Origin of the sequence: Echinicola soli (assembly GCF_006575665.1) — a bacterium.
GTDB classification, from domain to species: Bacteria; Bacteroidota; Bacteroidia; order Cytophagales; family Cyclobacteriaceae; genus Echinicola; species Echinicola soli.
Genome location: NZ_CP041253.1, coordinates 4,259,547 through 4,279,396 on the forward strand (window position 1 = coordinate 4,259,547; position 19,850 = coordinate 4,279,396).

At 44.6% G+C, this 19,850-nt stretch carries 20 protein-coding genes; 7 read left to right on the forward strand and 13 right to left on the reverse strand.

The window, feature by feature from the left end:
- Positions 1-44: 44 nt before the first annotated feature.
- The 13 genes from FKX85_RS16620 to FKX85_RS16675 form a co-directional block, all read right to left on the reverse strand.
- Positions 45-461 carry an SPRY domain-containing protein gene (locus tag FKX85_RS16620; protein WP_141615806.1) on the reverse strand — a complete coding sequence of 139 codons (417 nt, stop codon included), beginning with the start codon at positions 459-461 and terminating at the stop codon, positions 45-47.
- Positions 454-828 carry a hypothetical protein gene (locus FKX85_RS16625; protein WP_229239659.1) on the reverse strand — a complete coding sequence of 125 codons (375 nt, stop codon included), beginning with the start codon at positions 826-828 and terminating at the stop codon, positions 454-456. Before FKX85_RS16625 ends, FKX85_RS16620 begins: the two co-directional genes overlap by 8 nt.
- Before the next feature lie 105 nt (positions 829-933).
- Complete coding sequence (locus tag FKX85_RS16630; protein WP_141615807.1) at positions 934-1,965, reverse strand: RHS repeat-associated core domain-containing protein; 1,032 nt, start codon at positions 1,963-1,965, stop codon at positions 934-936.
- Positions 1,895-2,074 carry a hypothetical protein gene (locus tag FKX85_RS21495; RefSeq protein ID WP_168196280.1) on the reverse strand — a complete coding sequence of 60 codons (180 nt, stop codon included), beginning with the start codon at positions 2,072-2,074 and terminating at the stop codon, positions 1,895-1,897. Before FKX85_RS21495 ends, FKX85_RS16630 begins: the two co-directional genes overlap by 71 nt.
- 509 nt (positions 2,075-2,583) lie before the next feature.
- The gene (locus FKX85_RS16635) at positions 2,584-4,029 is read right to left on the reverse strand and encodes an RHS repeat-associated core domain-containing protein (protein WP_141615808.1); all 1,446 of its coding nucleotides are present in this window, start codon (positions 4,027-4,029) and stop codon (positions 2,584-2,586) included.
- 401 nt (positions 4,030-4,430) lie between these two features.
- On the reverse strand, positions 4,431-4,781 hold the full coding sequence (locus FKX85_RS16640; RefSeq protein WP_141615809.1) for a hypothetical protein: 351 nt from the start codon (positions 4,779-4,781) through the stop codon (positions 4,431-4,433).
- A complete protein-coding gene (locus tag FKX85_RS16645; protein ID WP_141615810.1) occupies positions 4,781-6,076 on the reverse strand; it encodes an RHS repeat-associated core domain-containing protein in 1,296 nt (431 codons plus the stop codon). Before FKX85_RS16645 ends, FKX85_RS16640 begins: the two co-directional genes overlap by 1 nt.
- 253 nt (positions 6,077-6,329) lie before the next feature.
- Positions 6,330-6,806 (reverse strand): hypothetical protein, encoded by a 477-nt coding sequence (locus FKX85_RS16650; protein ID WP_141615811.1) that lies wholly within the window; start codon positions 6,804-6,806, stop codon positions 6,330-6,332.
- A gap of 4 nt (positions 6,807-6,810) precedes the next feature.
- Positions 6,811-7,332, reverse strand: a complete 522-nt coding sequence (locus tag FKX85_RS16655; protein ID WP_141615812.1) for a hypothetical protein — start codon at positions 7,330-7,332, stop codon at positions 6,811-6,813.
- 58 nt (positions 7,333-7,390) lie between these two features.
- Entirely contained in the window at positions 7,391-7,882 is a 492-nt protein-coding gene (locus FKX85_RS16660; protein ID WP_141615813.1) for an RHS repeat domain-containing protein, read from the reverse strand.
- Between the two features lie 75 nt (positions 7,883-7,957).
- The gene (locus FKX85_RS16665; RefSeq protein WP_229239660.1) at positions 7,958-8,341 is read right to left on the reverse strand and encodes a hypothetical protein; all 384 of its coding nucleotides are present in this window, start codon (positions 8,339-8,341) and stop codon (positions 7,958-7,960) included.
- Positions 8,338-11,694, reverse strand: a complete 3,357-nt coding sequence (locus FKX85_RS16670) for an RHS repeat protein (RefSeq protein ID WP_141615814.1) — start codon at positions 11,692-11,694, stop codon at positions 8,338-8,340. Before FKX85_RS16670 ends, FKX85_RS16665 begins: the two co-directional genes overlap by 4 nt.
- Positions 11,695-11,769: 75 nt before the next feature.
- Positions 11,770-12,543 carry a DUF6443 domain-containing protein gene (locus tag FKX85_RS16675; protein ID WP_141615815.1) on the reverse strand — a complete coding sequence of 258 codons (774 nt, stop codon included), beginning with the start codon at positions 12,541-12,543 and terminating at the stop codon, positions 11,770-11,772.
- 97 nt (positions 12,544-12,640) lie between these two features.
- Between FKX85_RS16675 and FKX85_RS16680 the strand changes: the two genes are divergently transcribed.
- From FKX85_RS16680 to FKX85_RS16710, 7 genes are all read left to right on the forward strand, one after another.
- A complete protein-coding gene (locus FKX85_RS16680; protein ID WP_141615816.1) occupies positions 12,641-12,892 on the forward strand; it encodes an integrase core domain-containing protein in 252 nt (83 codons plus the stop codon).
- Positions 12,893-13,387: 495 nt separating this feature from the next.
- Positions 13,388-14,164: a PASTA domain-containing protein gene (locus tag FKX85_RS16685; protein WP_141615817.1), complete on the forward strand. Its 777-nt coding sequence runs from the start codon at positions 13,388-13,390 to the stop codon at positions 14,162-14,164.
- Positions 14,165-16,012, forward strand: a complete 1,848-nt coding sequence (locus tag FKX85_RS16690) for a T9SS type A sorting domain-containing protein (RefSeq protein ID WP_141615818.1) — start codon at positions 14,165-14,167, stop codon at positions 16,010-16,012. It begins immediately after the preceding gene.
- Between the two features lie 5 nt (positions 16,013-16,017).
- Positions 16,018-16,323 carry a rhodanese-like domain-containing protein gene (locus FKX85_RS16695; RefSeq protein ID WP_141615819.1) on the forward strand — a complete coding sequence of 102 codons (306 nt, stop codon included), beginning with the start codon at positions 16,018-16,020 and terminating at the stop codon, positions 16,321-16,323.
- Positions 16,324-16,386: 63 nt separating this feature from the next.
- Positions 16,387-16,854, forward strand: coding sequence for a DinB family protein (locus FKX85_RS16700; RefSeq protein WP_141615820.1), 468 nt, complete (start codon positions 16,387-16,389; stop codon positions 16,852-16,854).
- A 502-nt stretch (positions 16,855-17,356) separates the two neighbouring features.
- On the forward strand, positions 17,357-18,205 hold the full coding sequence (locus tag FKX85_RS16705) for a methylated-DNA--[protein]-cysteine S-methyltransferase (RefSeq protein WP_141615821.1): 849 nt from the start codon (positions 17,357-17,359) through the stop codon (positions 18,203-18,205).
- Between the two features lie 436 nt (positions 18,206-18,641).
- Positions 18,642-19,790, forward strand: a complete 1,149-nt coding sequence (locus FKX85_RS16710) for a Gfo/Idh/MocA family protein (protein WP_141615822.1) — start codon at positions 18,642-18,644, stop codon at positions 19,788-19,790.
- The last annotated feature ends 60 nt before the right edge of the window (positions 19,791-19,850 follow it).

Below are 19,850 nucleotides of genomic sequence, written 5' to 3' on the forward strand. Positions count from 1 at the left end.
ATGTCTTTATTGCAGATTTGAAAATGACATTTTCTACAATTTAGTTAGTCTCCATATATCCAATCATAAAGCCCGAAAAGCTCCATTCTCTTTCTCCGGTAAATTTTCAGTTCATTAGGGACTTCCGGCCATCCGTCCCATGGAACTTCAACATCCACCGTGTCCGGAACCGGATAATAAAGCAATGCCTCCGACAAGTCCAGTTTCTCTTTGCTGAATTCAACGACATACCTGTCCCCAGCCCTGAGAGAGTAATCCCCCATTCCCGTTCCACCTTTAATTTTTCTCCCCTGGTAGTAGAATTCAAATTCAATTACTGTACCTGATTTCATCCCAACTGCTTTCCCTACCACTTTTCCGATGGTATAACTTTTCTCGTAGGAATCGTAATAAATGTTCCAAATAATAACTCCAACGAAGCCCAATAATATAGACAACAATATTTTTTTCCACTCACTCATCTTGCACCCCATTCTTAATACCTGTTCCTACAGTGTTTCTAAAATTGCCGTTAAAACCATTGAAAAAGTTTATTACTCCTTTGTCAATACCTGCTGTTCCCATCTTATCAGTATGCCATTTGCTGAAGCCCCCGATCAGTAAATCCGTACCAAACTGGGCAAAGTTTTTTCCTGATCCAACAGTAATGAGTTCTCCCTTCGGCGTAAAATCAAACATGGCCATTGCCACAAATCCTGATTTCCCAAAAATACCGGCAAACCCGATATCGGCTATATCCACTTGGGAAAGGTCTCCATTATAAAGTAAACTGTTCATAATCTGAAATCCGGACTCCAAGGCCATATCCCCACCTGCTTTATTTGCCAAGGTTTCCAATAAAATCGGACTCGCCGCTATAATCACAATACTGCCGGTGACCCCATATTTGTATAAATACCTGATACCGTCAAGGTAGTCGGAGTTTATGCTCTGCTATGCCTCAAAGTCACTGTAATGAAGGGGTCTCCCCCTGGTTAATAAATCCCGAGCCTCCTTTGCACCTTTATTCTGAGCAACATACCCCAGATTCCTATAAACAGTATTGGTACTATTTCTGAACTGTTCAAAGAGCAGGGAATAATCCGGATTTGCTTCCTGCAATCTACTGGCGGTGACCGTGACTTCCGGCAGATCCACTTCAGGACAATCGTCACACTCCCCTAACAGTCCAGTTGGATCGTTGAATTTGATCGGGTTGTTGAACCCAAATACCATCGGACTTATCGAAGTGTACATATCCGACAGTTTGTCCGTACCCAAAAACCGCCCAATTGCAGGATCATAAAACCTGTTCGGCGTCCAGTACAAACCAAGATTCAGATCATCGATCAATTCACTTCCCTTGTTATAAAGGTACTTTTGACTCGTAGCACCCGGCCTGCTATAAGAATTAAAACTCATCCCAAAAGGATAGTAATCATCCTTCTGTACGATGGGACTGTGGGTGTGCGTCACCTTAAAGTCATCAAAAGCCTGTCCCGTATGGCTATCGGGAAACACTTCAATACGGGAACCTGTCTCGTTTGATAGGTAAATATACACATATCCCGGCTCTTTGATCGTGACCGGATTGATTTTTCGGTATTCGTGGGGAATATCCGATCCATTTTCTTTTGCCGATGTGCTCACTTGGACGAAAGAACTGCTGACATAGTTTTGGTTCCTGTCCAGCACCAACAGGTTCAGATAGGCCTTCGGGGCACCGGCCTGGCCGCTGCCATGGCTGATCATCCCGGCAAACGGAATGACCGGATCAGTGCCAGCGGTCGCTCCGTCCAACACTATGTGGCTGGCATTGTTCGAAAGGTCCTCAATTAGCTGGGCGAAGGAGGAGCCTGAAGCCCCCTTGGTCTCCGGATCGAGGTATTTCGCCCATACCTCTGCCGATACCTTGTCACCGGGTTTCATCCCGAAATACGCTACGGGACAGGCTCTCCAGTGACTTGGCCAATCCATAGACTTCATTCCCCATGCCGTTCAGTCGCATGGAGTAGGTCTTCTTGTCTCCCGAATCGGTATGGTCGAAGAGGTCCGCATTGATGCGGGTGGCCTCGCCGTAGCGGTTGAAATACATCTCCTCGTAGTCCTTGGTCTTCCTGTCGTTCTCTGCCGTGGCCAGGTAGGTGTCCGGCGCATCGGGCATGGTCCTGAAGGTCGCCCGCACATTGCCCAGAGCCTGTCCCGAACTTTCTTCGGGATGGTCCTTCAGGTGGTACTGGTAGTCCCATCTATGGTGACTGAATATAAAATTTTTGCTTTACGTTTTTTCTTTAAAATGTTACTACGACAAATTCAAGTAAATCAAAAAAACAATCATCAATACAAAAACCATCATAATAATTTTTCCAGTTACTGATAATACTTTGTGGAGTACCAATAATCGTTTTAATGCTAAATAAGGCTTTGACCCCATTTCTTGAGATTTAATATTATTTAATATATCCTCTCTGATCAACGAAAAAAAAAATGATCTCCTTTTAAACTCTACACCATAGGATTTATAAATAAAATGAGTATAAATATTGTAAGTACATGCTAAAACAACATGTACCATGATCAAATAATAGAACAGTTTAAAATAAATCACTCCTCGTCAATTATAAAATGATCAGTTTTTATACTAGTGTTGTCTCTTGGAGTTAATAAACGTTGTCTTAATTCTTCTTGGATATCCTCCTTTGATGGCCACTGAATTTCACTTTGCTTATTTATATAATCTTTTGCACGATTGATAAATTCGGTCAATTGCTCCGATGCAATACCTAGACCCTCTGCCAGTTTCCCCATTTCTTCTTTTGTTAAATCCGTTAGATTCATTGGTTCGCCCAGAAATTCAGTATATGAAGCTTCTGCCCAAATTCCTCCACCCATTGCTCCTCCCGGAGATGCAAATGGAATCAATCCACCTAACTGAGTACCATCAGCTGTTGTCGTTAATTCTAGTGAACCGCCAGCTAAGCCAGTTGGGGTTGCGCCTAAAAAACCTCCAACACCAAAGCCTAGACCAGACAAATCTTCTAAGTCCCCGCTATTTACATAGGTTCCAATTCCACCTGCTATCCCAATACCTGATGCTGGCCCTAATGAACCTGACACAAACCTTACAGCATGAATGCCTTCTTTTCCTCTTCTAGTACCTATAGCCATTCCATATGCCCCACTGCCAGTTACACTTAAATTACCAACAACTGGAACTATACCTCTTCCCTCTGCTTGAATAGAAACAGCCTCCAGTCCCTCCAATTCAACATGTGCCGTCACCTTGTTCTCACTAAAAGCATATGGCGAGTTATAGTAATATTCTTCCGCCAACGGGTCAACATTAAAGAATCTTCCCAGATCAGGCTGGTGGTTTCTCCACTTAAAGGAATCCCAATTCAGTCCCAGATCATCAATATGTTCCTGCCCCTGGAATTTCCAGTTCTGAGCCACACTTTCCGGCCTTGTATAAGAGTTAAAGCTCATCCCAAAAGGATAGTAATCATCCTTCTGTACGATGGGACTGTGGGTGTGGGTTACCTTAAAGTCGTCAAAAGCCTGTCCCGTATGGCTATCGGGAAACACCTCGATGCGCTTACCGCTTTCGTTTGATAGGTAAATATACACATATCCCGGCTCTTTGATCGTGACCGGATTGATTTTTCGGTATTCGTGGGGAATATCCGATCCATTTTCTTTTGCCGATGTGCTCACTTGGACGAAAGAACTGCTGACATAGTTTTGGTTCCTGTCCAGCACCAACAGGTTCAGATAGGCCTTGGGCGCCCCTGCATTACCGCTTCCATGGCTGATCATCCCGGCAAACGGAATGACCGGATCAGTGCCAGCGGTCGCTCCATCAACCACTATGTGGCTGGCATTGTTCGAAAGGTCCTCAATTAGCTGGGCGAAGGAGGAGCCTGAAGCTCCCTTGGTCTCCGGATCGAGGTATTTCGCCCATACCTCTGCCGATACCTTATCCCCGGGCTTAATCCCGATATACGCTACGGGACAGGCTCTCCAGTGACTTGGCCAACCCATAGACTTCATTGCCCATGCCGTTCAGTCGCATGGAGTAGGTCTTCTTGTCTCCCGCATCGGTATGGTCGAAGAGGTCGGCATTGATGCGGGTAAACTCGCCTTACCTTGCGAAAATGATGTTGTTGCCCCTCCTTCTGTGAGCAGTTTTCGATTGTGGGAATTATAAATTTCCTAAAATAGTTGGGTGTAGTTCTGTAAACTACACCCAGACGGGGGCTCAATTAGCTGAGGGAAGGAGTTCCGGTAGAATCCCTCTATTAGGCTGTCTCATAACTTGTCATTTTCATCCACTTTGGACAAGCTGAGAAGACATCTTATCAATTTTGTCTCTTTTGACAATCAAGTATTAGAGACTCTTTCTATCATCAGTATAGCATTCGATTCCAGCTTATAAGACAGCCCCCAATTTATCATTTCAATGCTCGCATTTCTAGGGATCTTTCTTTTGTCAAGCTGCCATTTATTTCAGGATTTGCCAATTCAAAAATTAACTCCTTCAATAAATCCTCATGAGTAGGGTCAAGCCTGATATCTTCTCTCATCTCAATCAAATTTGCCCATTCATAAATGTCGTTATCTGAAAGTTCCTTTTCTAAATATCTGTTCAAAATATTTTTCAAGTGATTCAGAGTTAAAGTAACTATTTCTTCTTCTGAATCCCATTCAAGTACTGATAAACTATACCTTAATTCGACCAATCTTCTTTCAAAGTTCAGTAATTCATTTAAGGTATTTTCCCGATCATTTGAAGGAGTCCCCATTATCTCATCTTATTTTTGTTATGGACTATGTTACCACTTGGATCACTCGTAACCTTGTACATCCTGACAGTTTGACCATTACTATCAACCTCTTTAACATAAACAGCTTTAGAGCCGGGCACCTTTCCTGGAGACTCTACTGAAATTTGAATATTTCCATTTCCAAGTCTTCTAATTTTAGGCGTCTTAGAATTAGCTGGAGCCTTCTTCAAAAATCTCTTAAGATTCTGTTGCTGCGCTTGGTTTAATTGCGGATTTTCCCCTCTAGGGGTACCTTTACTTTTCCCTATTCGACGGTTTCCTTTCAACTGCTGCCCTTGCATTGTAGCACCTGATATCATAAGTGCCGTTTCAGCCGAAAAAAACAACATTTCCCATTGAGAAGTCATGGTGCTGTAATTATGCTGGCTATCAGGATCTTGCAAAGTACCGACTAAAGCCATTGTTTCTGGATCAGCTGGCTGTTCGGCATCTACTATTCCCAAAACTTCATTCTGATGATAAACAACGACAGATCCATCTGTCAATGACAGTGCATATAGAGCTCCAATATTATTGTAAGTTTCTCCATTTATTTCTATGGTTTGGTCATCCCCCTCTCTCCAAATTACTGATTCATTTCCATCATCATCAGTATAACGATACCAATCTCGACCATCTGGATCAACATTGGAAATAGGATTGTTTCCTACCCAACCGTAGGGAGACCAACGTGCATATTCCTCTGAATTTAGATCCATCGAAGCGGATCTACCAATATCACTCATATACATCCTCGCCTCAAAGTCATCCCATCCTGTCACTTCATCCCTTTCCTTTCCGTTGAACAGGAAATTCTGTTCCGTGTCACCCGGCCTGCTGTAAGAGTTAAAGCTCAGGCCGAAAGGATAGTAATCATCCTTCTGTACGATGGGACTGTGGGTGTGGGTTACCTTAAAGTCGTCAAAAGCCTGTCCCTTATGGCTATCGGGAAACACCTCGATGCGCTTACCGCTTTCGTTCGATAGGTAAATATACACATATCCCGGCTCTTTGATCGTGACCGGATTGATTTTTCGGTATTCGTGGGGAATATCCGATCCATTTTCTTTTGCAGATGTGCTCACTTGGACGAAAGAACTGCTGACATAGTTTTGGTTCCTGTCCAGCACCAACAGGTTCAGATAGGCCTTCGGGGCACCGGCCTGGCCGCTGCCATGGCTGATCATCCCGGCAAACGGAATGACCGGATCAGTGCCAGCGGTCGCTCCGTCCACCACTATGTGGCTGGCATTGTTCGAAAGGTCTTCGATCAACTGCGCGAAGGAAGAACCCGGTGTCCCCGTGGTGGGTACCGTTCAAGCACCCACAGAAAGAGGAATTACAAATTCCCTGAAATAAATGGGTGTATGTAGGTTGGAAATTATACATGGAGGGTACTTTATAAGAGCAGGTTATACAGGAATTGCCCATTGCCTATTCATTTGTAACCATCCTATCTTTACTTTTCCATCTCCAATTTCTCAAAAGCAACTTGTTACCAACATCCAAGTATTCTCTATAATGCTTTTACACACTGGTTGTTAAAGCTTTATCAAAATCTGCTTGGATTTTTTGTATTTCTTTGATTTTTAGCCGACAACAATGTATGTTATAATCAAATTTCTCATAATTAAAAAAATGATCTTTTGATAATCTCCAAAATAACAAAACATCCCCTTTTGACTTGATATACCTAATATCAAAATCATCAAATGACTCTCCTAAAGACAAGATCGTTTTATCATATCTAATATCATCACTATTAATTATTTCCAAAAAAACATCTTCACTTGACATTCCTTTAAACTCATCAAAATCAACATCTTTATTTGCAACCAACCTTTTTAGCTGGTGACTAAATGCATTAAGATTTACATAATCATCATAATAGCCTAGAGCCTTATTATCAATGTACAGTCTAATATTTCCATAACTTCCGTTGGACTGAATTATATCCTTAAAGCTAAATTCAATGGCTATCCTATTTTTACTTCCTAGAATCATTTTTCTATAGTTTTTTGATACGATTTGGGATGGTATTGATTCGAATTGGGTATGATTTACCATATTTTGTTTTCCCATTTGTTGATCCATTCCAATGCCAATTATTATTTCCATCATTCTGGAACCTATGATAAATCGCTTTTTTCCCCATCCCAATTTTCGTGTATCTGTTTCCATCTCCCCCATCAACACTTTTTAACCAAAGCTCATAATGATTCTCTGGCAATACACTTTTATTCGGGTTATAGTAATTTGGACCGGTGTTCAAAGGATCATGATGTCCAGGATTTTCATATCTTAGATAATACTTTACATACCTTTCCCTTAGCTCCTGCAAATCTCTTTTCTCCTGATCACTTAGCGAACCTTGAGATTCTTTGAAGGACAATTCATCCAGCTTCTGTTGGTGCTGATCTGACCATATAGAAGCATTTATCCCTGTCTCGGTGGGACTGAGCATAGCTGTCACAAAAGTAGCAATCCCTCCAAACAATGCCCCCAAAGATCTTTTTCCCACCTCTTCCACTGCTTTTGCGGCCACTAACAAACTTGGTGCTTCTATAAATGCTTTCTCCGTGTTATCTTCACAAGGAGGTTCCGGGGCATCCGCAGGTACAGTTTCCATCCGAATCGTAGGAACTTCTACCTTCCGGGGCATTATTGAAGATGTCAATAATCTGATCCAGTTCCAGCAGACCGGACGGATCGGAGTATCTCAGCGGGTTGTTAAAAGCAAAACGATACGGGGTCCATCCCGGTTCATAAGAAGCAAGCGGATCCACCACACCCCACCCTCCAAGATCACTCATATACATCCTCGCCCCAAAATCATCCCATCCGGTCACTTCATCCCTTTCCTTTCCATTGAACAGGAAATTCTGTTCCGTGGAACTCTGTTTTGTATAAGAATTAAAGCTCATCCCAAATGGATAGTAATTATTGCGTTTTTTTATCACCGTTATTTGGCCAGTGCGCCTCTGCAAAAAAATACAGATTTTCCCAAGGACTCCCTTCCGCTTGCCAACATTTTTCAAAAAAATCTTCTGCCATTTTCTTGTAAGACACACTTTTACCATATACTCTTAACTCCCTTCCATTGTAAAAAAACTTCTCAAAAGAAATCAAATAGAAACTCAAAATGAGTCCGATAATTACTGGTTATCTTCTATTATAAACTCTGGAATTTTCTCCCAACCTTCCCAAGGAAAATCTATCGGACCACTTGTTGGAATATCTAACAATATTTTTGATTTCTTGATATCCCTAATTGGAACTTCAACAATATAAAACTCACCAGCTTTGGGATGATATATACTTCGAGGTGATAATTCTCTGTGATTTTTCCCGTAAATTGTAAAACTAAATTCTACTTTTGGATCTTGTCCCCATGCTGGAACAATTCGTTGAACCTCGCCAACTACGTACCTTTTTTCCAAGGAATCGTAATTCTTTTTCCAAATAATATGTACTATAACTACAGTTACAATCACTAATATTACTTTTCCAATTATCCTTTTAGCTTTTGAATTCATCATTCCTTGGTTTTTGAATACTCTCCAATTCCTTTTCTTGCTCCACTAAAAATGTTGTTATATATTTTTATTACTTTTTTATTTATATCAGAAACATTTAATATTTCTGAGTGTCCTAAGTTGAAAGAACCGACACCTAAATCAACTCCAGTTGAAAACAAAGATTTTCCATTTTCTCCCAAACCAAATGAGGTACTGACTCCATCTTGAATGTTGTAATCAATAAACGCTTGGCTTACGAACGAAAACTTACCAAAAACACTTGCTAAACCTATATTTGCTACATCCACAGATGACAAATCACCTCTAAAAATCAAACTTGATCCCATTTGTAAAACAGTTTCAGTTCCCATTTCCAATGCTGCCTTAGTTCCTGTGGCTTGCACTAAATTTTCTATAAGTATCGGACTCGCCGCTATAATCACAATACTGCCGGTGACCCCATATTTGTATAAATACCTGATACCGTCAAGGTAGTCGGAGTTTATGCTCTGCTGTGCCTCAAAGTCACTGTAATGAAGGGGTCTCCCCCTGGTTAATAAATCCCGAGCCTCCTTTGCACCTTTATTCTGAGCAACATACCCCAGATTCCTATAAACAGTATTGGTACTATTTCTGAACTGTTCAAAGAGCAGGGAATAATCCGGATTTGCTTCCTGCAATCTACTGGCGGTGACCGTGACTTCCGGCAGATCCACTTCAGGACAATCGTCACACTCCCCTAACAGTCCAGTCGGGTCATTGAATTTGATCGGGTTGTTGAACCCAAATACCATTGGGCTTATCGAAGTGTACATATCCGACAGTTTGTCCGTACCCAAAAACCGCCCAATTGCAGGATCATAAAACCTGTTCGGCGTCCAGTACAAACCAAGATTCAAATCATCGATCAATTCACTTCCCCTGTTATAAAGATACTTTTGACTCGTAGCACCCGGCCTGCTATAAGAATTAAAACTCATCCCAAAGGGATAGTAATCATCCTTCTGTACGATGGGACTGTGGGTATGCGTTACCTTAAAGTCGTCAAAAGCCTGTCCCGTATGGCTATCGGGAAACACTTCAATACGGGAACCTGTCTCGTTCGATAGAGCCTGTCCCGCCTGTGGCTGATAAATATACACATATCCCGACTCTTTGATCGTGACCGGATTGATTTTTCGGTATTCGTGGGGAATATCCGATCCATTTTCTTTTGCCGATGTGCTCACTTGGACGAAAGAACTGCTGACATAGTTTTGGTTCCTGTCCAGCACCAACAGGTTCAGATAGGCCTTCGGGGCACCGGCCTGGCCGCTGCCATGGCTGATCATCCCGGCAAACGGAATGACCGGATCAGTGCCAGCGGTCGCTCCATCCACCACTATGTGGCTGGCATTGTTCGAAAGGTCCTCAATTAGCTGGGCGAAGGAGGAACCTGAAGCTCCCTTGGTCTCCGGATCGAGGTATTTCGCCCATACCTCTGCCGATACCTTATCCCCGGGCTTGACCTCGAGGGATTTGGCCAGTCCATACACTTCATTCCCGGTACCGTTCAGGCGTGAGGTATAGGTCTTGGATGTTCCCGCATCGGTATGGTCGAAAATATTAGCATTGATCCGCGTGACCTCCCCATACCTACTGAAATACGTCTCCTCGTAGTTCTTTGTTTGGGAATCATTTTCGAAAGTCGCCAGGTAGTTATCCACTTCTTCATCTGTTTTAAAAGTCGCCCGCACATTGCCCAGAGCCTGTCCCGAACTTTCTTCGGGATGGTCCTTCAGGTTGTACTGGTAGTCCCAGCCCCCGTCCTTGGGTACAATACGGCCCTCGTCGTGCTGGACGAACTGCAGCGCATTGTTCTCGTACACAAACCCTCCCAAATAATCGGAAACTTTCGTCGTATTCCCGTCCACTGTCCTCTGGGACAGTTTGGTTCCCGAGGCGTCATAGGTATATTCTATGTATTTATTGGCATTGAAGGTCACCTTCTCCGGCAGGTTCAGGTGGTTGTACGTAATCGAAGTAATGCCCTTGTTCCGGTCTTCCTTCATATTGCCGTTTTCATCATAGAAGTACTCCGTCGTTTGATTGGTACCGTCCTTAAAGCCTGCGGTCTTTCCCGAACTGTCCGTTACTTTGCTGAGCTGGTTGCCCCTGGCATAGGTATAAATCAGGTTGTCTATGGTGACATTTGCATTGTCGTTCTCATCATTACCTCTGCGCTGTAGGGTTTCGATGTTCCCGTTCAGGTCGTAACTGATCTGTGGCACATCAAAGCCCATTGTGCCTGCTCCACCATTACTGTACAAAGCTTTGGTCAACCTGTTCATGGGATCATAGTTATAGTCATAACGGTTCACCGTGGACTCGTACGGGTTCTTCCAGACAGTAGAGCCTATGTTGCCGTTATAAGCCTTATGGCCGCTCGGGGCATTGTCATACTGCATATCCATCTCGAAGAGCTTCGCGGTCCCGTCGGATACATTGTTGATTTTGGTCAGCCAGCCGCGGATATTATAGGCATAATCAATGTCCTCGAAGCCTTCGGCCAAGTCCTTGTTCACCAGTTCGCCCAGTTCATTATAGGTATTGCTCAGCAAAGTTACAGGAGTGACCCCATTGATGCTGTGGTTGACTGTCAGCAACCTGCCCGCATGGTCATAGGTATATTCTTGGGTCACTTCAGTAGAGCTGATATCTGCTGTGGGATTGTAGTGTTCCAGATGGGTTTTCCTCACCCTTCCGGCAAAGTCGTATTGGGTAGAGACGATATCGTTTCCGTTCTTATAGTTCACCACTTTGGACTGGATCAGACGATAGCGGTCGTCGTAGAAGTTGACCGTTTCGACGTAGTCGTTTGTCGTGCCGAGTATCTTGACCTTGGTTCCCGTCAACTGGCCCTTTACCGTATTGAATGCTACTGGAACTATCTTCCCGCCCGCACTACCGGAAAGTCCTGGCGGTAGGCTAAAGCTCTTACTGGTAAAACCATAGTTATCGTAATAGGTAACGGTATGGATTTCCGGTTCCGCCACGGATGCCGGATAGGCAGTGTTGGAATATTTGGTGGTCCCGCTCCCGGTGTAGGTCTCGTGCAGGACACTGTGGCCGTCCACTGCTTTCCGGATGGAGGAAAGGCTGCCGGAGATGGCCTTCTCCCCGGTAATCACCGGACGGCCAAAGGCATCGTATTTGGTAAAGCTCCATTTGCCTGTCTTCCGCTGGTTGCCGTCCTGGGCCAGCACCAGGCGGTCCAGCTTATCGTAGACCATATAAACAGGCTCCGCACCCGGCACCCGTTTGTACGTCATCCTGTTCCTGTCGTCGTACCGGTACTGGAAGGCCCACATGTCCAGGTATTCCTGTGTGGGCATGATCCCGTGCAGCCTGATCTCCGTGCCGTCTTCCAGGACATCTCCGGGCTTTACCGTGACGGTCGCCGTGGGGATTTAGGCCACCTTGCCGCCGGATTTGGCGGCGATGTCCGCATAATCCACATCCTCGGTCACCAGGTAATAGCCTGCCGGGGCTTCCAGATCGGCCTTGGCATGGCCCCTGGAGGACTCGGGCGGGAGCACATAGGCCAGGTTTCCATAATCATCATAGACGTAGTGGGTATCCGCCCACTGGCTACCGGGGGCCTGCACCCGTTTCAGCACCGCACGGTCCTGCAGGTCCCTGAATTCGATGGCAACATGCCCTTCCTCATCGGTGGTCCTGGTCTTGTACAGGCTGCCCGGCCCATAGAAGCGGTAGGCGATCAGCCTGCCCTCCTCCTCTTCCCAGAGTATCACGTTGTCGGAGGACGTGCTGGCCAGGTAGTCGGTCTTTACCGGCCTGCCCGTGTCATTGCCCTCTTCGTCCACTGCTTTGGCCCAGGGCTTCCCGGGGGCATGGGTGGCGGTCACCCGGTTCAGCGGGGAGCCGTCATAGCTGTTTTCGCTGAAGGCATGGTCACCGGAACTGCCGCCGAAGCGGTCGTCGTAGTAGGCCTGTTGGTCGGCCACCGCACTTTCCCGGTAATCCCCGGAGGAGCTGCCGTAGTCTTTGGCATAGGGCAGGTGGTTTTTGGCCGGCCGGCCGAAGCCATCGTATGCGATGGGACGCACGATGTCATGTCCCGAGGCGGAGGCCCCTGCCCGTACTTCCTGCATGGGACGGCCAAGGCCGTCGTAGTAGGTGAAGTGTTTCTGCGAGGTGGCCTTGTCGTCCCAAAAAAACATACCCCCTTATTCTTTGGCGCACCACTCAGACCGGGGCATACAGTATTGTAGCTATGATTATACAGGACTGTTGAAAAACAGTAACGTGTGAATCAGCATGACCAAACCCGCTTCACCGCATGAAAATGCCATTGCCGAAAGGGTGAACGGTATACTTAAAGAAGAGTGGCTGGTTGATCTTGAAAACCGGAAAGATATAAATGTGAACAAATGCATTGACCGGATTATCAATATCTACAATGAAATGAGGCCACATAATGGACTGGGGAACATTACCCCGACCCAGGTACACGATAAAGGTTTTTTAAGGCATGATACCAAACGCGTTATCGGAAAAAAGTATCCATGAAAAAAGAAGACCGAACCTGTTAAGGCCCGGCCAGCTCCTAGCAACGCTATCGGACCAAACGATTATTCCTCGGCAAGTTGCTCCTCAGCAAAGCTTGCATCCGCTTCATCGTGGTATTGTAATTTAGGATAATCTTCTCGAAAATTGAAACAATAACTATATTTGAAAAACAAAAGTGTAAACCATTTTCAGGACGCTTCATTGAGATCCCTCCTCAAGTCGGAATGACATCGAATTAGAAATTGTGATTTATACAACATTTTTTTAAAAGCGACTTCGCTGATGTAGATCTTCATTGTAGGGGCCATATCCCAAGTTTTTCTATTTTACTGCTTCTCCTTTTATATCAGTCCCTTTCGGATACTTGCATCCCACTGCTTGACACATTTCTGGCACACTTATTATGGTATAGATAGCTATTTATGGAAAAAATCATTCCATGAAGTAAAAATTAAAATTACCTTTACATCGGAATAAAAAATCAGATAATCGTCAATGAGCAATTTAAAGCAAGGTTCCAAGAGAGTTCTTATCCATCTCGCAGTGATCCTGGGACTGTTATTCACAATTCTATTTGTCTTCTTCCAGGTTTACTTGCCCAATTACACCAATCATGGGGAAACTGTTACGGTTCCTGATTTGGAGAATTTTGATTACAGTGAAATAGAAAGTTATTTGGAATCGCGTGATCTTCGCTATGAAATCACACTTGACAGTGGATTTGAAGCAGATGCCAAGCCGCTAACCGTACTGAAGCAAAATCCACGGCCCGGAGCAAAAGTCAAGCAAGGGCGAAAAATATACATTACCCTCAATGCTGAGAATGCACCTTTGATAAAAATGCCTAACTTGGTAAACAGTCCACTAAAAAATGCCCAAGAGGTACTTTCCAATTACGGACTGGTCAGAGGCGAGATTATCTATGTACCGGACATTGGTCAAAATGTAGTATTGGAGCAAAAATTTCATGGAAGATCAATCAAGGAGGGTTTCGAAATACCTAAGGGATCGCAAATTGATTTGGTCGTAGGCGATGGACTGGGCAAACAAAGCTTGGCCATTCCCAACCTGATCGGTATGGAAGAGGAAGAAGCAGAATTTTTGGTTGTGGGATCAGGACTACGAATGGGCAGGGTAAATTTCGTCACTACGGATACTGTTCCGAAAGGAACCATTGTCAAGCAGCTTCCTCCTTCTGGCATAGAAGCTAAAACCGGAGAATTGGTTGATGTGTGGGTATCTGAACTTGGAGCTATAGAGAATGATTTTTAAATGAAAAGAAACATCGCCAAGCTTGGTCTATTTTTATGTGCACTGATAGGTGTCTTTCACCACTCCTTTGGTCAGTTACGCCAGCTTAGCGTCAACAGGAGCGATTATGTTTCCTATAAACAGCAAAATATCAATTCCAGAGTGTTGGCCGACACCTTGGAGTTGCCTTTCTGGGATGATTTTTCCCTCGGCACCTTGGACAGTACAAAATGGGAATCAAATGGTGCCTATGTATCCCTTAGTGTCGGCGTAGGAGCGCCAAGTTTAGGGGCAATGCTCCTGGATGGAACCAAAGCCAATGGACAACCCTACAGTACTGATATTGGCCAAGTAAACCTGACCGATCAGATTACCTCCCAACCAATTAACCTTTCAGGGCTAAACGATGAAGAGCAAGGTACCGTTTACCTTAGCTTCTTTTGGCAAGCAGGCGGGAAAGCCGAAATCCCTGATTCCGATGACTTTCTCCAACTATCATTTCTGGACAGCCTGGGGAATTGGAATGTGATCTGGACCCAATATGGAGGGGACAGCATACAAGCCTTCCAACAGGAAATCATTCCACTGGACGGGATTTACCTGCATGGCCAATTCAAAATGATGTTTCAGAGTTCTGGGCGATTGGCAGGGCCATTTGATAGTTGGCTGCTAGATTACGTGTACCTTAATAAAAACAGGACGGTAGATGACCTGAGTTATCCCGATCGAGCACTAACACTCCTGAACAGCAGCTTTTTAGGAAAATACACAGCCTTGCCATTATATGAATTCAAAGCGCTTTCCGACACGGTTTTGACAAGTATCAACAATCAGTTTTATAACTTGAACGATCGGTTTAGGGCCATGGAATATTCAGCGGAAATCAGGGACAAAGACAGCCAAGAACCGTTCATGGTGCTCAATTCCAACACCCCATTTAACCCCGTGCCTTTAGCAAACGAGCGAAGGGATTTTGCCAGTGGAGTGCCTACCGAGCTGGTGCAGCAAGATCGTGAGGAAGTATTTGACCTGGAAAGTATCGTATACCTTAGCTCAGGGGATGATTACCTCATTGATGAAATTGTGAATGGTGACACCACCTACTTCAGCCAGGTGGATTTCCGCATCAACGACACTGCTCGGACTACCATCCCTATCAGGGATTACTATGCCTTTGACCGGGGAACGGTGGACTACGCGGCGGGGATAAACCAACGCTCGGGGATGGTAGCAATAAAATATCATGCCTCCTCTCCTGCCTTTGTCAATGCCCTCAGTATCAATTTCACAAACCCTGCCCAAGCGGGTACGGCAGTTGATTTATTGGTATGGTCATCGCTGGATGATGAACCGGTTTTTGCCAAAGAGGTTATTATTCAGCCCAAAGAAACACTGGAAGATTTTACCAAGTTCACGTTGGATACTGCTATCCAAGTAGAAGGCGATTTTTATGTTGGTTATATGCAGTTTACCAATGATTTCATTCATATTGGCCTGGACAAATCAAACGACACCTCTTCCGAAGTACATTATAACATCTCTGGATCCTGGGCACCAAGCGAACAGGTGATCGGTTCACTCATGATCAGGGCACATATGCAAACAGAAGGCCCCTTGCCACCAGAAACCCCAGAGACAGAATCGCTGATCAAAGCCTATCCAAATCCAGTAGTAAACGACCAAATATTCCTGGAAGGAGACGTAGATGATGTCAAACTCTTCGACACCTTCGGCAGGGAAATAAAAATCGATATCAATGAGGCAGAAAATGGCAAATTCGTTAATTTTACGACCAATCGTAAGGGCGTTTACCTGATCAAGGCCTGGAATAAAAACTCACCGCAATTAATAAGAATTTTAGTCAAATAGAGATTATGGAAGACATTACTGTAGAAGAACTAAAGGAAAGATTAGACAATAATGAGGAATTCCCATTTGTAGATGTAAGAGAAGAGTGGGAATATGAAGAGGACAACCTCGGTGCCTTGAATATTCCACTGGGGCAACTGGCGGCTTCATTGGAGGAATTGGAGGAATATAAAGACCAGGAATTGGTGGTGCACTGCCGCTCAGGCGCCAGAAGTGCCAATGCCAAAAAATTCCTTGAAACCAAGGGCTATACCAAGGTAAGAAACGTCTTGGGAGGCATTATGGCTTACCGAGAACTGGAAGAAGAATAAACAAGATAAACATGAGGCTGTCTCATCCCATAACGGGACAGTCTCTTTTTTTAGTATGATACTATGGAAATGATCGTGTTTTTCAAAGAGCTTTTTGATTATGTTTTCACGCAAAACCAACGGATCATTCAGCAGCTACGCGATCAACCTGACAAAGCCTCCGAACGCAGCCAACTCCTGCTCTCTCATATCGTCAATGCCCATCACATCTGGAATGCCAAAATCATACAATCCACTCCCTTGATGAAGCCATGGGACTTGCATTCCCTCGAGAAAGTGGATTCAATGGACAGGGAAAATCTCGAAAACACACGCGCTATTCTTTCGGAAATGGAATTGGACCAAGAAGTTCCCTACCGGTTAAGGGGAAGAAAAACCTTTCACCATCCCGTTGGGGATTTACTTTTTCAGGTCGTAAACCACACCGCTTACCACAGGGGGCAAATCGCCACGGAATTCAGAAAATGCGGCATGGAACCAATAATGTCCGAATATATCGTCCATAAAATGACGGGAAACAAGAAGAAGTAAGCAGCTATCCAGTATCAAGTAGTGAGATATGAGTAGTGAGACTTGAGACTTATGAATAACGTCCCCGAAAGTATCGGAGCGGGCTATTAAGAACGCAGAGCAACGGAGTGAAGCAATCTCCTTCTCTTTAGACGAGACTGCCTCGTTGTTCCACCCTGCTTGGCAGCAGACAATTCGTTATGCATGGTTGCAGCTCTCGTTATAGCAAAAATATAAGGTTGAGTCGGGAGCCTCAGTCTTTGTGCTCCCACGTCAGAGACGGCGGGACAACGATAGTAAAAGTATCAAGTAGTGAGATATGAGTAGTGAGTAGTGAGAAACGTGCCGCCGCGGCGGGGAGGTTAGGTGGGGTAGATTGGAGAAAAGCCAAATCCCAGAGGGCTTGTGGCAAAAAAGAAATCATATATAGGATACAAGCCTGAGCTCGGTTTAAATTTCGCAATTTTCGGGTGGTGCACATCAAATGATCAAGCTATCTTTAGCCTGATAAAAGAATCTTAATATGAAAGAGCAGGAAACCATTACTTTTCAACGCGTTGCAGAGGCCCTAAACTATCTACAAGCCAATTTCCAGCAACAGCCGCGGCTGGATGAAGTAGCTGACATAGCCCATCTAAGCCCTCACCATTTCCAACGAATATTTTCTGAATGGGCCGGGGTAAGCCCTAAGAAATTCCTGCAGTATATCAGTATCGGACATGCAAAAAAGATCCTAAGCGACCCTTCATCAAACTTGCTGGAAGCCGCTGTGGAAACTGGACTATCCGGCACAGGCCGACTTCATGATTTATTTGTCAATATCGAAGGAATGACACCTGGCGAGTATAAAAACGGGGGTGGAAATCTCCAGATCAGCTATACTTTTTCCACTACACCATTTGGGCCAGTATTGGTAGCGGCCACCCCAAAAGGGATTTGCCATATGTCATTTATGGATGACAGGTCCCAAGCCCTTAACTACCTTCATTCCCAGTTTCCGAAGGCTCAATTTTCAGAACAGGCCTCTCCCCTACATCAACAGGCACTCAATATCTTCCAAAAAGATTGGCAACAAATGGACGCCATCAAGCTCCACCTGAAAGGCTCTGATTTCCAGCTCAACGTATGGGAATGTCTGCTAAAAATCCCTCACGGAAAGCTCAGTACCTATGGCCACATCGCCCAGCACATCGAGAAGCCCAAAGCCGCAAGGGCAGTTGGAACGGCCATTGGTAGCAATCCAGTTGCTTTTTTGATTCCCTGCCACCGCGTCATCCAGTCTTCTGGCGTGATCGGTGGTTATATGTGGGGACCGATCAGGAAGAAAGCCATCATTGGCTGGGAAGCTGCGACCGCTGAAAGGGAATTGTAAGGCTGAAGGGGTATTCAAGGTATTGGGTAAAATGACTATCGGTAATTTTACACGTAGTGGTACCATTACAAAATTCGATTTCGAAAGTTAAAGGTATCACCACCGGACTGGATTTTTGGTTCTTTTCATCAATGGAAATGCGTAGCATTCACGAAGACCTATTAAAAGCAATTTTACACCTGAATAAAAGGACGGAAACACAATTTATTCAATTATGCTTGGCTACGTGTATGATTGCGGAGACTCATATTAGGTTATTTGAGGTTAGTACCACATATCATTATTTTTTACCTCATACTTGATATTTAATTATACGCTCTGCAAAAGCTGTCCAAAAACTCGAAATTGCATACTTGATAAAATTTGAAAATCCGTTTCAGAACTCTATCTTTATTGCCCATCTTTTAGTACAAAAACCTATAGAAAACCTATAATCATGACAAAAACAATCAAAGCGGCCATCGTGGGTACCGGTTTTATTGGTCCTGCACACCTGGAGGCCTTACGAAGAATTCCAAACATCGAAGTAATTGCACTTTGTGAAGTAAACCAGGAACTGGCCGAAGAAAAGGCAAAACTTTTAGGGATTCCCCAAGCCTTTACTTTTGAAGAAATGCTCAAACAACCTGAGATCGAAGTGGTGCACATTTGTACACCCAACTTTCTTCACTTCAGCCAATCAAAAGCAGCATTGGAAGCAGGCAAACACGTCGTTTGCGAAAAACCCCTGGCAACCAAACTTAATGAGGCTGAAGAACTGGTAGCCCTTGCCAAAGCAAAAGGACTGGTGAATGCCGTTCATTTTAACCTGCGCTATTATCCAATGGTCCGCCAGATGAAAACCATGAGGGAAAATGGTGAACTTGGGGATATCTATAGCATCATGGGCTCCTACCTACAGGACTGGCTTTATCTCAATACAGATTATAACTGGCGACTTGAGCCGGACAAATCCGGAGATTCCAGGGCCATTGCCGATATCGGTTCGCACCTGCTGGACCTCACCGAATATGTCACGGGATTGAAGATCACCGAAGTGATGGCCGATTTCAGCACCGTACACAAAACAAGGCTAAAACCGCTAAAGCCTATCGAAACGTATTCCGGGAAAATGCTGAAGGAATCCGATTATGCTGAAGTGCCGATCGATACCGAAGACCACGCCACCGTCATGCTGCGTTTTGACAATGGCAACAAAGGCTCCGTAACGGTCAGCCAAGTCAATGCAGGCCGTAAAAACCGCTTGAACATTGAAATAGCTGGTTCTAAGTCCAACTTTGAGTGGTGTTCTGAGCGTCCTAATGAAATGTGGATAGGAAAGCGTGAAAGTCCCAATCAACAACTGATGAAAGACCCGGCGCTCTTTACGCCCGAAGCCGCTGGACTCATCAGCTTCCCAGGTGGCCATAATGAAGGCTTCCCGGATACCTCCAAGCAGATGTTTAAGGAAGTGTATGCAGCTGTAGCAGAAGGCAAACAACCCGAGCAACCTTCCTTCCCCACTTTTGAGGACGGGTACAGGGAGCTATTGATTTGTGAAAGAATCATAGAAAGTCACAAAAAGCAAGCTTGGGTAAAAATCTAAGCGACATTACAGCATAACTAAAAAAGTGCCTTTCTTGCTTCTGCATGAAAGGCACTTTTA

Coding starts and splice junctions, on each gene's coding strand:
- FKX85_RS16620 (WP_141615806.1), bottom strand. CDS start 461: ATGAGTGAGTGGAAAAAAATATTGTTGTCTATATTATTGGGCTTCGTT.
- FKX85_RS16630 (WP_141615807.1), bottom strand. CDS start 1,965: ATGAAGTCTATGGATTGGCCAAGTCACTGGAGAGCCTGTCCCGTAGCG.
- FKX85_RS21495 (WP_168196280.1), bottom strand. CDS start 2,074: ATGTATTTCAACCGCTACGGCGAGGCCACCCGCATCAATGCGGACCTC.
- FKX85_RS16635 (WP_141615808.1), bottom strand. CDS start 4,029: ATGAAGTCTATGGGTTGGCCAAGTCACTGGAGAGCCTGTCCCGTAGCG.
- FKX85_RS16640 (WP_141615809.1), bottom strand. CDS start 4,781: ATGGGGACTCCTTCAAATGATCGGGAAAATACCTTAAATGAATTACTG.
- FKX85_RS16650 (WP_141615811.1), bottom strand. CDS start 6,806: ATGATTCTAGGAAGTAAAAATAGGATAGCCATTGAATTTAGCTTTAAG.
- FKX85_RS16660 (WP_141615813.1), bottom strand. CDS start 7,882: ATGGTAAAAGTGTGTCTTACAAGAAAATGGCAGAAGATTTTTTTGAAA.
- FKX85_RS16665 (WP_229239660.1), bottom strand. CDS start 8,341: ATGATGAATTCAAAAGCTAAAAGGATAATTGGAAAAGTAATATTAGTG.
- FKX85_RS16670 (WP_141615814.1), bottom strand. CDS start 11,694: ATGCCCACACAGGAATACCTGGACATGTGGGCCTTCCAGTACCGGTAC.
- FKX85_RS16675 (WP_141615815.1), bottom strand. CDS start 12,543: ATGTTTTTTTGGGACGACAAGGCCACCTCGCAGAAACACTTCACCTAC.
- FKX85_RS16680 (WP_141615816.1), top strand. CDS start 12,641: ATGACCAAACCCGCTTCACCGCATGAAAATGCCATTGCCGAAAGGGTG.
- FKX85_RS16685 (WP_141615817.1), top strand. CDS start 13,388: ATGAGCAATTTAAAGCAAGGTTCCAAGAGAGTTCTTATCCATCTCGCA.
- FKX85_RS16690 (WP_141615818.1), top strand. CDS start 14,165: ATGAAAAGAAACATCGCCAAGCTTGGTCTATTTTTATGTGCACTGATA.
- FKX85_RS16695 (WP_141615819.1), top strand. CDS start 16,018: ATGGAAGACATTACTGTAGAAGAACTAAAGGAAAGATTAGACAATAAT.
- FKX85_RS16700 (WP_141615820.1), top strand. CDS start 16,387: ATGGAAATGATCGTGTTTTTCAAAGAGCTTTTTGATTATGTTTTCACG.
- FKX85_RS16705 (WP_141615821.1), top strand. CDS start 17,357: ATGAAAGAGCAGGAAACCATTACTTTTCAACGCGTTGCAGAGGCCCTA.
- FKX85_RS16710 (WP_141615822.1), top strand. CDS start 18,642: ATGACAAAAACAATCAAAGCGGCCATCGTGGGTACCGGTTTTATTGGT.